This window comes from Ochrobactrum sp. BTU2, from assembly GCF_024539785.1.
GTDB lineage: Bacteria > Pseudomonadota > Alphaproteobacteria > Rhizobiales > Rhizobiaceae > Brucella > Brucella anthropi.
Genome location: NZ_JAHWRG010000020.1, coordinates 22,320 through 37,377 on the forward strand (window position 1 = coordinate 22,320; position 15,058 = coordinate 37,377).

Here is a 15,058-nt window from a genome sequence, read left to right on the forward strand (position 1 = left end):
GCCGCCATGCAGCCCGTCCTGGAGGTGGAAGGCCTCTCGAAAACCTTCCACATGCACCATCTCGACCAGAACCTTCACGCATATTCCGATATTGGTTTCACACTGAAACCAGGCGAATTCCTGCTTTTGAGGGGCCCGAACGGCGTCGGAAAATCGACGCTTCTGCGCACCCTCTATCGCAGCTACCTTCCACGCGCGGGCCAGATCTGGTATCACACGGCTGAAGGCCGCATCGACCTTGCCAGGGCAGCCGATGTCGATATCGCGTTTCTGCGCCGGCGTGAGATCGGTTTCGTCACGCAATTCCTGATCGCCCGTCCGCGGGTTCCTGCCGAGGATATCGTTGCCGAACCCTTGCGCCAAGCGGGCATGCAGCACGAAGAAGCGCTCGTCGAGGCGCGGCGCTGGCTGGAGGCCTTCGGCGTCAAGCGCAATCTCTGGAAAGCCTATCCCACCACCTTTTCCGGCGGCGAACAGCAGAAGGTGAACCTCGCACGAGCGCTCATCCTGCCGCAGCGGCTGTTGCTGCTCGATGAGCCCACGGCCTCCCTCGATGCCGGCGCCCGAAAGGCGCTGGTCGACCGTCTCGCCGACCTCAAGGCGCAGGGTGTCGCCATGATCGGCGTCTTTCACCACCCGGGCGATGTAGCGGGTCTCATCGACCGGGAAATCGAACTTCATGCTTTTGAGGAACTTGCCAATGTGGATCTCTGATTGCCGGGTGGTGCTGCTAGACCGCATGCTGCCGAACGCTGCGGTGCGCATCGAGGACGGAATGATCGCCGAAATCTCGGAAAAACCCGTCGCCAATGCCGATATGTCGGCGCAAGGCCTGATCCTTATGCCGGGCTTCATCGACATGCACGGCGACATGGTGGAACGCGAGGTGGAACCACGGCCGAATGTGCGCATGCCGCTTGAGCTCGGTCTGCGCGATCTCGACCGCCGTCTTGCTGTTTCCGGCGTCACGACCGCCTATGCCGCGCTATCCTTTAGCCCGGCTTCGACCTACGGGCACCTGCGCAGCTACGAGCACACCAGCAGCGTCATTCGCGCTATCAAGACCATGCGCGACCAGCTATTGGTCGATCACAAAGTCCATGCCCGCTTCGAAATCACCTTCCCCAAGGCGCTTGCCGTGATCGAGGAGCTGATCGCCGAGGGTTCCGTAGATCTGATCTCGCTCAACGATCGTACGCCGGGACAGGGTCAGTATCGCAATGTGGAGCGCCACGTCGAAAGGCTCGCCCGCGACAAGGGCACGAGCCTCGAAGAGGCCGCACAGTCGATCGCGCGGCGCATCGAGGAACGCACCCAGCCTGCCGACGTAATGACGCATACGCTGGATGCGATCTCCAAAGCCTGCCATGCCCATGGTGTGGTGATCGCCAGCCACGACGACGACACCGTGGCCAAGGTGCAGTTGATGCACTCGCTTGGCGTCCTGATCAGCGAGTTCCCGGTCACCCTCGAGGCCGCCGCCGAGGCGAAGAGGCTCGGCCTGATGAACGCCATGGGCGCGCCAAACGCGCTGCGCGGACAGTCCTATTCAGGCAATCTTTCGGCGCGCGACGCTCATGCCGCCGGACTGCTGGATATCCTGGCCGCCGATTATCATCCCTCGGCCATCCTGCCGGCGGTGCTGGAACTGTCAAAAACCGACAAGCACGGACTTTCCGGTGCCTGCCGGCTGGCGACGTCCAATCCAGCCCAGGCGCTCGGGCTTTCCGATCGCGGCGAGATCGCAGTCGGAAAAAAAGCCGACCTCCTTGTCGCCGACGACAACGGCATCGGCCATGTCCGCTGCGTCTTCCGGGGCGGCCGCAAAATCTATTCCGACGGTTCGCTCACTTTAGCCCGCGCAGCGTAAGATCGCGAGGGAGCCTATCACTGTGAGACGGGCCGTGCATTGCGCGGCCCGTTTCTCTTTTGCCCTTGTCTACAGGGCTTGGAGCGCCGCTGAGGCTGCTACAGAACTGTCGCAAATCCTCCAATTTAAATTCATTCGGATGATATGTCGCTGTCACAGGGGTCTGAGTAGCAACGGAACAGAAAACCTACATAAGGGATTTCACAGCTCAGCGGTCAGCGCCAGCGGCCCAGCTCCTTGATCGTTTTCCTGTGGCATTTGAGGTGATGCTTCATCAGCCTGATGTCGTGGGGGTAATCCTGCTCCGGCCGAAACTCGTAATCCGGATCGATGTGGAATTGGTTGCGGGTAAAACACTCGAACAGATTGATGTCGCCCCAGGTGTCGATAACCTGTTCGAGGCTTTTCGCCATATGATGCAACGGCGAACCAGGTCCGTCCTCAGCCCTCATCTTATGAAGGCGCAAATGGATGTGTTGCAGCATGTCGGTGCGCATGTAGCTGTTCAAAAGCATGAGCGAGTGGGTCGGTGTCTTCGGAACAGCAAAGCCCATCTTATCTTCTGGCTGCAGGTCCGCGACATCCTGGTGGTCGTCGTTGTCAGTCATCACGTTTCGCTCGCAAGAGATTTTGCCCCGCCGGTGGCATCCACAAAAGCCCTGCCCGAACGTCGCAACAAACCCCGGTTTGATGTGACGCCGCAAAGCAGATCGCAACAATTTCCGCAGAGCGGTCAAATTCTATAAATACCCGTGCAGAAACCTATAGCCGATAAACTCTCTGCCGTCTAAGTTAATGTGAAACGGGGAGCGCCGATGCTGATTGGTTATATGCGGGTTTCGACCATCGAGCAGAATCTCGATCTCCAACGCGACGGTCTTGAACGCGCCGGATGTGAGAAGATTTTCGACGACGTATGCTCGGGCCGTGCAACAGAACGGCCGGGTTTGGCTAAAGCGCTTGAGATCGCGCGGGCTGGTGACGCTCTGGTAGTGTGGAAGCTCGATCGCATCGGCCGCTCGCTTGCCCATGTGGTCGGCCTGGTCAGCGACCTTCAGAAGCAAGGGATCGGCCTGAAGGTCCTGACCGGCGACGTAGACACCACGACGACAACCGGGCGCCTCGTCTTCGGCATCTTTGCCACCCTGGCGGAGTTCGAGCGCGATCTCATCCACGAACGCACCATGGCGGGGCTGGCAGCGGCGCGTGCCCGAGGCCGGGCTGGTGGGCGCCCGCGCGTCATGACACTGAAGAAGCTGAAGGCGGCCATGGCCATGATGGCAGATCGCGACAACGCTGCGCGTGATGTCGCGGCTGAACTCGGTGTGTCGTTGTCGACGCTCTATGCCTACGTCGATGCCAAGGGAAAGCCTCGCGAGCGGGCAAGTGATCTGCTGGCAAGCAAGCGTCGAGCGAAACGCGACAATAGCATGCAGGCGTAAAAGACCGTGCCGGTAGGATATCTGAGCGAGAGCCAGGCGCGGGAATATGGCTGTTTTCCCGACGAGCTTACCCCGGATCAACTGGCTCGCTATTTCCACCTCGATGACGCCGATCGTGCGTTCGTCGCCTTGCATCGCGGCGATCACAATCGTCTGGGCGTCGCCGTCCAGCTCGGATCGTTGCGCATACTCGGCACCTTTCCGGAAGACCCCACAGAGGCACCTGTTCCGGCCCTGCGCTTCACCGCCCGCCAGCTTTCGCTCACCGAGCCCGAAGAGTTGATTGCCGAATATGCCCGCAGCGAAGGGCGCTGGCGCCATGCGCCTCGCATTCGTCAGCACTACGGCTACCGAACCTATACCGATTTCGGTGTCGCGTTCCGTCTCAACCGCTTTCTTTACGCCCTGTGCTGGACGGGATCGGACCGACCGTCGGCTCTCTTCGACCGGGCCGTCGCATGGTTGCTGGAAGCCAAGGTCCTGCTGCCGGGCCTGTCTGTGCTGGAAAGGGCCGTGGCAAGGGTTCGCACACGGGCGAACAGCCGGCTGCATAGATTGCTGATCGAGTCGATGACGCCCGAGCAGCGTGCGCGACTGGATAGCCTGGTCGCTGTTTCCGAAGGCAGTCGGCAAAGCCCGCTCGACCGGCTGCGCGATGGACCGTACATTCAGAGCGGGCGGGAGATCAGCCGTGCACTCGGCCGTCTGGAAGAGATTCGCACCCTCGCAAGCGGCCTGCCGTCGCTCGATCGGCTGCCACCGGGTAAAGTCACGGCGCTGGCGCGGTTTGCCAGCGCTGCAAAGGCTCAGGCCGTTTCGCGTCTGCCGGCCGACCGGCGCGCTGCAACCCTGCTGGCCTTTATTCGAACACTCGAAGCATCGGCCGGGGATGATGTCATCGATCTGTTCGACGCGGTTACGACATCGATGGTGTCGGAGGCGTCGTCGGCCGCCAAGCTGGCAAGATTGCGGTCGCTGCGAGACCTGGATGCAGCGGCACTGAAGTTACGCGACGCGGCGATCGTCATTCTCGATCCCGAAACGCCCGACGATGCAGTCCGCACCGCAATCTTCGACCTGATCGACAGGCAGGCGCTTGACGCGGCCGTCGAGCGTGTCGGCACCCTCGCGGAACCTCACGACGACACCTACTTTACCGAACTCAGGAAGCACAATCGCAAGATTGCCTATACGCCGGGACTGCTCGCCGGCCTCGATCTCGGCGCGGCTCCCGCCGGCCGGCCCTTGCTGGAGGCCATTGATTATCTCCGTGTGGTTCATTCCGGCCGCAAGCGCGCCGGCCCACCACCAACAGCCTTTGCGCCAAAGGCATGGCAGACCCAACTCAAGACTGCCGATGGCGCTGTCGATCTGACAGGATATCGGCTCTGCATCCTGGACGAACTGCGCCGCGCCATTCGCCGGCGCGACATCTTTCCGGTTCACTCACTGCGGTATGCCGATCCGCGCAAGGGGCTGCTATCAGGTCCAGCATGGGAAGCTGCACGTCCGACGGTCTGCCGCACCGTCGGAGTGTCCACCGTTGCTGACGAAGAACTCGGGCGTTTGTCGAGCCGGCTAGACCGAGCCTATAGGGAAACCGCCGATCGTGTCCCGCTGAACCCGGCCGTCACCATCATCAATACCTCGGAAGGCTCGGACCTGTCCCTCGATCGCCTGGAAAAGATCGAGGAACCGCCTAGCCTCATCGCGCTGCGCGCCGCGATCGATGCGCGTCTGCCTCGGCTCGATCTGCCCGAACTGATCATGGAAATGCATGCGAAAACCGGCTTTGCCGATCTCTTCACCCACGCCAGCGAGGGCGGCTCACGCGCGGAAAACATCGCAACCAGCATCTGCGCCGTTCTTGTCGCCGAAGCGACCAATACCGGATTCGAGCCGCTGGTTCGCATCGATACCCCGGCACTTCGACGCTCCCGGCTCAGCTGGGTCAAGCAGAACTTCCTGCGCGCCGAGACGCTGACCGCCGCAAACGCCGCTCTGGTCGCGGCGCAAAACGCCATCCCCCTGGCGAGAAAATGGGGCGGCGGTGAAGTGGCGTCCGCCGATGGATTGCGGTTCGTCGTGCCGGTCCGCACCATTCATTCCGGCCCCAATCCGCGATATTTTGGGCAGGAGCGCGGTATCACCTGGTACAATCTCGCTTCAGATCAGTTTACCGGCCTCAACGCCATGACCGTTCCAGGCACCCTGCGCGACAGCCTCAACCTCCTCGCCGTCGTGCTGGAACAGGAGACCGAGCTTCAGCCCACCGAGATCATGACCGACACGGCCGGATATACCGACACCGTCTTCGGCATCTTTTATCTGCTCGGATACCAGTTCAGCCCTCGCATCGCAGATGTCGGCGGGGCAAGATTCTGGCGCGCCGATGCAAAAGCCAACTACGGCATCCTCGACGATCTCGCGGCGAACAGGATCAACATGAAGCTGATCATCGAGCATTGGGACGATCTGTTGCGGCTTGCCGGCTCCCTCAAACTCGGCGTCGTCCAGGCCGCTGGCCTCACCCGAACCCTCCAGACCAATGACCGGCCAACCCGTCTCGCTCGCGCCCTGCAGGAACTCGGCCGCCTTATCAAGACGCTCTACCTCCTGCGCTTCATTGATGATGAAAGCTACAGGCGCCGTATTCTCGTCCAGCTCAATCGAGGTGAGGGTCGCCACCAGCTCGCCCGCGTCATTTTTCATGGAAAACGTGGTGAACTGCGGCAGCGCTATCATGAGGGACAGGAAGATCAGCTCGGAGCACTCGGCCTGGTCGTCAATCTCGTCGTGCTCTGGAACACGATCTACACGGATGCAGCCGTCAACCAGCTCTTGACTGAAGGCTACGACGTCAAGCCGGAGGATGTCACGCGTCTCTCGCCGCTCGGCTTCCGTCACGTCAACATGCTTGGTCGATACGCCTTCACGCTCCCCGATTTCGTGGCCCGAGGCGAACTCAGGCCTCTACGCGATCCGAAAACCGCCGACCCCGATGACGAGCCGTGAAATCCTTATGTAGGTTTTCTGTTCCGTTGCTACTCAGACCCCTCACAGAGGCGCTCCATGATCGCTTCATGGAAAAGAACACGCTCTCCCTTCGCAATCTCGGCCGCAGCTTCGGCCCGACCAGAGCCGTCGACGGTGTCAGTCTCGACATCGCCGCCGGAGAGTTTGTAGGCGTCATTGGCCGCTCGGGTGCCGGCAAGTCCACGCTTCTGCGCCTAATCAACCGGCTGATCGACCCGACGGACGGCAGCGTCCATTTCGGCGAGCGCCAGATCACGTCGCTCAACGGACGAGCGCTGCGCCAGTGGCGTCGCGAATGCGCGATGATATTTCAGCAATTCAATCTGATCGAGCGGCTCGACGTGCTGACCAACGTGCTGGTCGGCCGCATCTCCTCGCATGGTTTCGCGAGCTCCATGGCGATGCGCTTTTCCGACGCCGAACGTGCATTGGCGATCCGTGCGCTCGACCGGCTCGATCTCGCCCCGCAGGCCCTGCAGCGCGCCGGCACGCTTTCAGGCGGTCAGCAACAGCGCGTTGCCATCGCCCGCGCACTCCTGCAGGAGCCGCGTATCCTGCTTGCCGACGAACCGATCGCCAGCCTCGACCCCGGCAACGCCATGCGCGTCATGGAGGCGCTGCGCACCATCAACATCGAGGACGGCATCACCGTTATCGTCAACCTGCACACGCTCGACACGGCGCGCGCCTATTGTGACCGCATCGTCGCCATGCGCTCCGGCCTCGTCATGTTTGACGGCAGCGCCCGCAACCTCACCGACGAGGTCGTTCGCGACATCTACGGCAGTTCCGGCCTCACCGAGTTCAACGAATCCATCACCTCGACCTCCATCCGGTCGGCGGTTCCGGCCTGATCAACCTCTGGGAGAATACCAATGCGTCTCATCGCCGCCACAGCCCTCCTCACGCTTTTTGCCCTGCCGACCATCGCTGCCGACTGGAAGTCCGACTACAAGGTCGTTCGCTTCGGCGTTTTGTCCGGCGAGAACGAGAAGGATCGTGTTGCTCGTTACAAGCCTTTTGAGGCCTATCTTGAAAAGACCCTCGGCATCGACGTCGAGCTCTTCACCGCTGGCAACTACGACGGCGTCGTCCAGGCACTCGCCGCTGACCAGATCGAATTCGCCTTCCTCGGCTCCTCGGCCTATGCAGCCGCCTATACCGAGACCGACGGCGGCGTCGTTCCACTGCTGACCGCGGTTCAGGAAGACGATTCTACCGGCTATTTCTCGGTCATTACGGTGCGCTGCGACAGCCCCTATAAGAAGATCGAGGACCTTAAGGGCAAGGTGTTGGCCTTTGCCGATCCGGATTCCACCAGCGGCTATGCCGTTCCGAACTACAACCTCGTGCAGCAGGGCTTCGAGCCCTCGACCTATTTCTCGGCAACGCCATTCTCCGGCAGCCACGAGGCCGGCGTTCAAGGCGTCGTCAACGGCCAGTTTGATGCAGCCGCCACCTATATCAACAACGAGAAGAGCGGCATTCCCCAGCGCATGGTCTCCAAGGGCATGATCAAGGCCGGCGAAGTCTGCTGGATCTGGGAGTCGCCCGAGATCACGTCCGGCCCCTTCACCGCCCGCAGGAACCTGCCGGCAGAAATGGTCAGCGCCATGAAGGATGCCGTGAAGAACGTGCCGACAGCCGATCCGGCAGCCTTCAAGGAAATGACCGGCGCCGAAAACTCGACGGCCAAGGGCTACGTCGAAGTTGACCATGACCGCTACCAGTGGATCGTCGACATGCGCGCCTGGCTGAAGGCCCAGCGCAAGAGCTGATCCCGAGCGAAACGCAGACGGGGCGATCTCGACAGGGATCGCCCCTTTTTTACAGGGAAACGTCATGACCTTCGCCCCTGCCGCAGCCCCTTCCCAGGCGGTGCTGGATTTCGAACGCGCCTATGCCCGCCACCGCGCCCGCGGGCGGCTGACCTTCCTCGTCGTGACGGCGGCTCTGCTGATCGCCTTTGTTGTGACAGCCGATTTCTCCAATCTCCTCAAAGTCAGCCAGATCACGCTGTCTGACGGCAGCAGAGCCGAACGCTGGATCCTGCTCGCAGGCTTGCCACGGCTCGGCGAATACCTTGCCAAGACCGTTCCTCAGCTGTCGTCGGAAACGCTTGGTGCAGACCTCGCCGCGTGGTTCTGGCGGTGGAAGGTCTGGGGCTGGCTCCTCCTCGAAACCGTGCTCATTGCCTTTATGGCGACCGCCCTTGGGGTGGCCGGCGGCTTCGTCATGTCCTTCCCGGCGGCGCGCAACCTCTCACCCAGCAGGTGGATGCTCTGGCTGTCGCGCCGCTATCTCGAAATTGCCCGTACGGTGCCGGAACTGGTATTCGCGCTGATCTTCGTCTTCTGTTTCGGGGTCGGCCCGATGGCGGGCGTGTTGGCGATCGCGCTCCATACCTGCGGGGCGCTCGGCAAGCTCTATTCGGAAGTGAACGAGAACATCGACATGCGCCCGCTGGAGGGCGTCAAATCGGCGGGCGGCAGCAGGGCTGACCAGATACGCTATGGCGCGGTGCCGCAGATCCTGCCGAACATCATCAGCTACACGCTGCTGCGTTTCGAGATCAATGTGCGTTCGTCCTCGATCATCGGCTATGTCGGCGCCGGCGGCCTGGGTCAGGAGCTTCGCACTGCCGTATCGTTGCAGGAATACACCGATTTGTCGGCGCTCTTCATCATCGTCTTCGTCACAGTCTTTGTGATCGACTGGGGCTCGGAAAAGCTGCGCCACCGGATCATCGGCATGGAAAGGATCCACTGATGACAACCGTTACCCGCGCGGAAATCTTGGCGCTGCGCCAGTCCATGCCGCTCGCCTTCCGTCCGTCCATGGAGATGCGGCTGAAGCGCTGGGGTTTGATGCTCGGCTTTACCGCGCTGTTTGCCTGGTGCCTCTATGATTTCGGCTTCACGCCAGAACGCATCATCAACGGTCTTAGCCGCCTCGGGCGCGTTCTCTCCTTCATGTTCCCACCCCATATCTGGACGGAATGGGATCAGGTAAGCGATATCCTGACGGGCCTCGGCGAAACGCTCGCCATGGCCTTTCTCGGGACGCTGCTTGGCGCCGTGGTTGCCTTTCCGCTCTCCTTTCTCGGCGCCAAAAACATCAACCGGTTCGCCTTCTTCCGCTTCGGCGTTCGGCGAGGCTTTGACATCATACGCGCCTTCGAGACGCTGATCCTGGCGCTCGTCTTCATCCGCGCCTTCGGCCTCGGCCCGCTTCCCGGAGTGCTCGCGATCGCGGTGGGCGAAATCGGTGTTCTTGCCAAGCTCTACGCCGAGGCGATCGAGAACATCTCCAAGAAGCCCGTCGAGGGCGTTGTTGCCTCCGGAGGGTCTCGCTCCCAGGCCATCCGCTTCGGGATGCTGCCGCAGGTCTGGCCGGTGCTTCTTTCAATCACCCTCTACAACTTCGAATCCAATGTCCGCTCAGGTACCATTCTCGGCATTGTCGGCGCCGGCGGCATCGGCTTCATCCTCTCCGACCGCATCGGCGCCTATCGATGGGACGAGGCTTGGTCGATCATCTTCCTGATCATCGCCATGGTCTATGTCATCGACGCCCTCTCCGGCGCAATCCGCGAGCGGTTCATCGGCAAATGGGAACACGCGAAATGAAAATGCTGTCGGAAGCTCCGACCATCCATGAAACGGCGACGGTCGTCGGCTGCGAACTCGGCAAATGGACCGAGATCCAGGCCCATGTCAGCATGCGGGAAAGTCAGTTCGGTGACTATTCCTACATCGTCAAGGGCGGCAACGTCGTATGGTCGACCATCGGCAAGTTCTGCTCGATTGCCGAAGGTGCGCGCATTAACCCGGGCAACCACGCCACCTGGCGCGCGAGCCAGCACCATTTCACCTACCGTGCAGCACAATACGGGCTGGGCGAAGACGACACCGAGTTCTTCCAATGGCGCAAGGATCACTGGGTGACCATCGGCCACGACGTGTGGATCGGCCACGGCGTCACGGTACTTGCCGGCGTGACGATCGGCACCGGCGCGGTGATCGGCGCCGGTGCGGTCGTCTCGAAGGATGTCGAACCTTACACAATCGTCGGTGGTGTTCCCGCAAGGGCAATCAAGCGACGCTTCAACGAGGAGCAGGCCGCAGCACTGCTCGATATCGCTTGGTGGGACTGGCACCACGACACGCTGCGCGGCCGCCTTCCTGACATCCGCACACTCTCGATCAATGCCTTCATCGACAGATATCGCCGGGACACATTCGCGCCAACCATATCGACCCAAACCACGGAAGCCGAGGCCTTGTTCATGGTCGAGTAGCTATGCCATTCAGCTTCTCCCTCACAGATCCGAGCGGGCGGATTTCCCGCACCCGGCTCTTCCCGAGAGTAAACCGCGTCACCTCCTGGCCTTCTCCCAAGTTCGAGCTATACGTGGGACTGGCAGTTCGAAGCGTGCGGTCAAGGGCTCGAATTCCGTCCAGCTCATTCGCCGGCTTTTCTGACTTCGCCGCCTCAGGCAGCGGAACCATATGCTCAGTGGCGGCGTCACGTCGCCTGTGCACCAAGCGGACATTGGCTCCAAGCCTAGTGGTGACCGGATCGGGGCCGACACAAGACTGTCCGCTCCCATCGACTCTGCCAACGAAAGCGTTCGCGTTATGCTTCAAGGACTGGTGAGATTATCTGAAGGCACTTTATGAGGTGCATGCCGGCCGCCTCATTGCGCCTTCTGCCGCAGCCGGTCGGTCGCAAGCTCCATCACCAGAACGATCACGAAGATCACGAGGATGATGGTCGAGGCGTTGCGGTACTGGAAAAGGTCGAAGGCGACTTTCAGTTCCTGGCCGATGCCGCCGGCACCTACGAGGCCGAGCACCACCGACGAGCGGACCGCCTTTTCAAGCGCGAACTGCGAAGTGTTGATCAAGGACGGCATGATATCGGGCACGACGGCGCCGGAGAGCACAGAAAAACGTCCCGCACCGGCGGAGAACAGAGCCTCCTGCGGCTCCTTGTCAGCATCCTCGATCGCTTCGGCGAAGAAGCGACCGCAGAAGCCGATCGTGTCGATGATGATGGTCATGGTGCCGGCCACCGCGCCAAGCCCGATGGAGGCGACGAAGAGCAGCGCCCAGACCATGTCCGGCACGGTGCGGAAGAGCGAGATCATTACCTTGAAGACGTGTCGGAAGGGCCCGATCGGCGACAGCGTGCGCGAAGCGAGCCAGGCGATCGGCAGACTGAGCAGCACGCCGATGACGGTGCCGACGAAGGCGATCTGCAGCGTCTCAATCGTGCGCCAGGTGACGCGCATCAGAAAACCGGGTTCAAAGCTCGGCCGCAGCATGCGCTCAATCAGGTTCGCCATCCGTGGCGCACCGTTCAGAAGCTGGCTCGGCGTTGGCGCCACCTGCGTGGCCGAGACGACGAGCAGCGCACCAAGAGCGACGAGGATGGCAAAAACAAACGGCGAGGCGCGGAAAAAACGGGCGGGTGCGACCTCACGCATGAAACACGCCCTCCAGGCGTTTGCGGTCGACTTCGGCCACCGGAAGGTCGAAATGCACGTGGCCGGCCTTCAACGCCACGATCCGGTCGGCAAAGCTCAGCGCATGCTCCATGTCGTGGGTCGTATGGACCAGCGTTATGCCCCGTTCCCGGACGAGATCAGAAAACAGCGCCATCACGTCGCGACCCGCCGTCGGATCGAGGCTGGCAGCCGGCTCGTCGGCGATCATCAGCCTGGGCTTGCGCACCAAGGCGCGGGCGATCGCGACGCGCTGCGCCTGACCGCCGGAGAGTTCGTCGGCGCGTGCGGTCGCCTTGTGGGAGAGCTTCACCTGATCAAGCGCGTCCATCGCCTCTTCCCGGCATTCGCGTTCGGCGATCGCCTGGTGCCAGGCGCGCCAGGTGCCGGGAAGGCCAAGCTTGCCGTGAACGACATTGGTCAGCACCGACTGCCGACGCACGAGGCCGTGGTGCTGGAAGACGAAGCCGATCTGCTGGCGCATGCGCTTGAGCTGCGGACCGCTCGGCGCACTGCGGAAGGCTTCGCCGAGTGTCGAGATCTCACCATCGCAGAACGGCGTGTGGCCGATCAGGCACTTGAGCAGTGTCGACTTGCCCACACCGTTGGCGCCGACCAGCGCCACGCGCTCCCCGCTTCGGATGCGGATGTCGACACCGGAAAACACCGGCTTTCCGTTGGCATAACCCTTCTTCAGGCCCTGCGTGCTGATAACGTCCATCGTGGTATTCTTTCTGCGGATATGGCGTGGAGCCGGCGCTGGTGGCGCCGGCCCGATGGCAGGATCGGGTTGGGCCCGCTCAGTTGACGAAGTCGTTGAACGTATCGACGCCAATCGTCCGATACATCGAGCGGACGTAGTCGTAGTCGCTGTCCTTGACGTCGGTCAGGAAGAAGCCACCCTTGAATTTCTGGTTGTCTTCGCCCTGGAGAACGGCGGCCATGATGTCTGTGCCCTTTTCGACGAAGGCCGTACGGATCTTTGCGACGGTTTCCTCGGCCAGGTCCTTACGGGCAACTAGGATGTCGTTCGGCAGGTCACGGCCACGGGCAACCACGGCAAAAGCGACATCCGGGAAGGCTTCGCGGACGGAGGCAAGGTGGCCGAAATTTAGGCTGATGGCGGCGATGTCGCCACGGATCAGCGCTTCGGCGGCAACGTTGCGGGCGAGGATCACAGGCTCGTAGTCTTCATTGTATTTGAGGCCGAAATCAGACAGTGCCTGGGCCGGACCGAGATGCGTGGAGGTGGATCCGACCGAGCCGAAGGATACCTTCTTGCCCTTGAGATCCTCGATCGAGCGGATTGGACCATTGGCCAAGACGGCGATCTGGGCGAAGTAGTCCGGACGCTGCCAGGCGACGACGATCTGCGGCTGTGCAAGTTCCTTCATGACGACGTATTCGGCCGGGCCGGTGAGGACGAGGTCGACCTGTCCGGAATTCAGAGCTTCGACGGCAGAGGTGCGCGAACTGACCGGAAAGAGCTCGATTTCCAGACCGGAGGCCTGCTCAAGCGCTTTTTGAAAGCCGCCGAATTTCTGCTGCAGGGCTTCCATGCCCTCGATGTCGGTGACGGCGAATTTGACACTCTCGGCCGCGGCCGGCGCGAGGGAGACCAGAGAGATTGCACAGGCTGCGAGAAGGGAGCGGATCATGATATCTTCCTTTGCTGTATAGACAGGAGCATCTTCTGCGACTATCCCTAGCGACCAGACGTGACGGGCACGTGACAGTTTTCCGGCCCCAGGGCGAAAAACAAAACGGAGAGACGCGATGAACTGGACCATCCGCAACGGCACCGTTCTGGGCACCGAGAGACTCAAACACACTGACCTCTTCGTCGAGGGCGGCATGCTGTCGGACAGGGGCAATGGTGGGCGCGAGATCGACGCCGCAGGCCTGCTCGTCCTGCCGGGGATTGTCGATATCCATGGTGACGGCTTCGAGCGGCAGATCATGCCGCGACCGGGCGTGCGCTTCGACGTCGGCTTGGCACTGCGCGACACTGACCGACAACTGGTGACCAACGGCATCACCACAGCCTTTCACGGCGTAACGGTGTCCTGGGAGCCCGGCCTTCGTTCGCTGCAGGCCGCTGGCGACTTCGTCACCGCACTTGCCGCTGCACGCCCGCATCTGGCCTGCGATACCCGCCTGCACCTGCGCTGGGAGACCTTCGCGCTCGATGCGCTGTCGCAGGTGATCGAATGGCTGTTGCTCGATCCGAAGCCGCTCGTGGCCCTGAACGACCATACGACGGGTTCGGTGCTGAAGGGGGCGATCGCCCGCAAGATCGGCCAGATGGCCGAGCGCTCCGGCTTGTCGCGTAATGATTACATGGCGCTACTCGACGACGTCTGGGCACGGCGCAAAGATGTGGCCGGTGCCATCGAAAAGCTCGCGGCAGCAGCACGCGACAACGGCAACGTACTCCTCGCCCATGACGAGGCGTCTCCCGAAGAGCGCCGACATTTCCGGGCACTGGGGGCCGTGTCTTCGGAGTTTCCGCTAACGCTGGAGACGGCTGCCGAAGCCCGCGCCGCCGGCGAACATGTCATTCTTGGCGCCCCCAACGTCGTGCGCGGTGGCAGCCACAATGGCGCACTCGACGCAACGACAGCGGTTCGCGACGGGCTCTGCAGCGTGCTCGCCTCCGACTACCACTATCCGTCCCCACTGCATGCAGCCTTCCGGCTGGCATCCCCTGACGATGCTGGCTTCGCCAAGGTCTGGCACCTCGTGTCGGCCAATGCCGCCGCCGCCGCCGGCCTGTCAGACCGGGGACGGCTTGAAGAGGGAAAACGCGCCGACCTCATCCTCGTGGATGCCAAGGACATGCGCCACCCGAAGGTAATGGCAACCTTCGTCGGCGGTCGGCTCGTCTATTCGGCACAGACTCTGATAGAGACCGAACGCGCGATAGCCTCGGCTGCCGCCTGAACCGGAAACCATCATGCTCGACACGCCTGAAATCCCTCTCGCCGCCTTCGACGGACTGGTCTTCGGCCCGCGTAGCGACATGCCGATCTGGCAGCAGATCCGCGACCATATCCTTGGCCTGATCGAAGGCGGAACCTTGAGGCCAGGCAGCCAGTTGCCCGGAGAAACGCATCTCGCAGCAAGCCTCGGCGTCACCCGCATCACGCTGCGCCAGGCCCTGCAGCAGTTGCAGAACGAGGGGCACCTGACGGCGCGCAA

At 62.0% G+C, this 15,058-nt stretch carries 15 protein-coding genes; 11 read left to right on the top strand and 4 right to left on the bottom strand.

Annotated features, from left to right (window positions below):
* The first annotated feature begins 6 nt into the window (after positions 1-6).
* Positions 7-714: an ATP-binding cassette domain-containing protein gene (locus KWJ32_RS24975; RefSeq protein WP_024899723.1), complete on the top strand. Its 708-nt coding sequence runs from the start codon at positions 7-9 to the stop codon at positions 712-714.
* Complete coding sequence (locus tag KWJ32_RS24980; protein ID WP_024899724.1) at positions 701-1,870, top strand: alpha-D-ribose 1-methylphosphonate 5-triphosphate diphosphatase; 1,170 nt, start codon at positions 701-703, stop codon at positions 1,868-1,870. Before KWJ32_RS24975 ends, KWJ32_RS24980 begins: the two co-directional genes overlap by 14 nt.
* Positions 1,871-2,085: 215 nt before the next feature.
* On the opposite strand, the gene KWJ32_RS24985 is transcribed toward KWJ32_RS24980, so the two are convergent.
* A complete protein-coding gene (locus KWJ32_RS24985; RefSeq protein ID WP_024899725.1) occupies positions 2,086-2,478 on the bottom strand; it encodes a hypothetical protein in 393 nt (130 codons plus the stop codon).
* A gap of 207 nt (positions 2,479-2,685) precedes the next feature.
* Between KWJ32_RS24985 and KWJ32_RS24990 the strand changes: the two genes are divergently transcribed.
* The 7 genes from KWJ32_RS24990 (at position 2,686) to KWJ32_RS25020 (ending at position 10,648) form a co-directional block, all read left to right on the top strand.
* Positions 2,686-3,312, top strand: a complete 627-nt coding sequence (locus KWJ32_RS24990; protein ID WP_024899726.1) for a recombinase family protein — start codon at positions 2,686-2,688, stop codon at positions 3,310-3,312.
* 6 nt (positions 3,313-3,318) lie between these two features.
* Positions 3,319-6,327, top strand: coding sequence for a Tn3 family transposase (locus KWJ32_RS24995; RefSeq protein WP_024899727.1), 3,009 nt, complete (start codon positions 3,319-3,321; stop codon positions 6,325-6,327).
* A 68-nt stretch (positions 6,328-6,395) separates the two neighbouring features.
* Positions 6,396-7,202 (top strand): phosphonate ABC transporter ATP-binding protein, encoded by an 807-nt coding sequence (gene phnC, locus KWJ32_RS25000; protein ID WP_024899728.1) that lies wholly within the window; start codon positions 6,396-6,398, stop codon positions 7,200-7,202.
* A gap of 21 nt (positions 7,203-7,223) precedes the next feature.
* On the top strand, positions 7,224-8,126 hold the full coding sequence (gene phnD / locus KWJ32_RS25005) for a phosphonate ABC transporter substrate-binding protein (protein ID WP_024899729.1): 903 nt from the start codon (positions 7,224-7,226) through the stop codon (positions 8,124-8,126).
* A gap of 64 nt (positions 8,127-8,190) precedes the next feature.
* Positions 8,191-9,117: a phosphonate ABC transporter, permease protein PhnE gene (gene phnE / locus KWJ32_RS25010; protein WP_024899730.1), complete on the top strand. Its 927-nt coding sequence runs from the start codon at positions 8,191-8,193 to the stop codon at positions 9,115-9,117.
* The gene (phnE, locus tag KWJ32_RS25015) at positions 9,117-9,977 is read left to right on the top strand and encodes a phosphonate ABC transporter, permease protein PhnE (RefSeq protein ID WP_024899731.1); all 861 of its coding nucleotides are present in this window, start codon (positions 9,117-9,119) and stop codon (positions 9,975-9,977) included. Before phnE (KWJ32_RS25010) ends, phnE (KWJ32_RS25015) begins: the two co-directional genes overlap by 1 nt.
* Positions 9,974-10,648 carry a DapH/DapD/GlmU-related protein gene (locus tag KWJ32_RS25020; RefSeq protein WP_107327987.1) on the top strand — a complete coding sequence of 225 codons (675 nt, stop codon included), beginning with the start codon at positions 9,974-9,976 and terminating at the stop codon, positions 10,646-10,648. Before phnE (KWJ32_RS25015) ends, KWJ32_RS25020 begins: the two co-directional genes overlap by 4 nt.
* Before the next feature lie 399 nt (positions 10,649-11,047).
* On the opposite strand, the gene phnE (KWJ32_RS25025) is transcribed toward KWJ32_RS25020, so the two are convergent.
* The 3 genes from phnE (KWJ32_RS25025) to KWJ32_RS25035 all read right to left on the bottom strand — a co-directional run bounded on the left by phnE (KWJ32_RS25025) (position 11,048) and on the right by KWJ32_RS25035 (position 13,515).
* The gene (phnE, locus tag KWJ32_RS25025) at positions 11,048-11,839 is read right to left on the bottom strand and encodes a phosphonate ABC transporter, permease protein PhnE (protein WP_024899092.1); all 792 of its coding nucleotides are present in this window, start codon (positions 11,837-11,839) and stop codon (positions 11,048-11,050) included.
* Positions 11,832-12,578: an ATP-binding cassette domain-containing protein gene (locus KWJ32_RS25030; protein WP_024899093.1), complete on the bottom strand. Its 747-nt coding sequence runs from the start codon at positions 12,576-12,578 to the stop codon at positions 11,832-11,834. The genes phnE (KWJ32_RS25025) and KWJ32_RS25030 overlap by 8 nt, the downstream gene beginning before the upstream one ends.
* 79 nt (positions 12,579-12,657) lie before the next feature.
* Positions 12,658-13,515 carry a PhnD/SsuA/transferrin family substrate-binding protein gene (locus tag KWJ32_RS25035; RefSeq protein ID WP_125271698.1) on the bottom strand — a complete coding sequence of 286 codons (858 nt, stop codon included), beginning with the start codon at positions 13,513-13,515 and terminating at the stop codon, positions 12,658-12,660.
* A gap of 118 nt (positions 13,516-13,633) precedes the next feature.
* On the opposite strand from KWJ32_RS25035, the gene KWJ32_RS25040 reads away from it, so the two are divergent.
* Both KWJ32_RS25040 and KWJ32_RS25045 read left to right on the top strand, forming a co-directional pair.
* The gene (locus KWJ32_RS25040) at positions 13,634-14,800 is read left to right on the top strand and encodes an alpha-D-ribose 1-methylphosphonate 5-triphosphate diphosphatase (RefSeq protein WP_024899095.1); all 1,167 of its coding nucleotides are present in this window, start codon (positions 13,634-13,636) and stop codon (positions 14,798-14,800) included.
* A gap of 13 nt (positions 14,801-14,813) precedes the next feature.
* A partial coding sequence (locus tag KWJ32_RS25045) for a GntR family transcriptional regulator (protein WP_256886449.1) occupies positions 14,814-15,058 on the top strand: 245 nt, incomplete at its 3' end.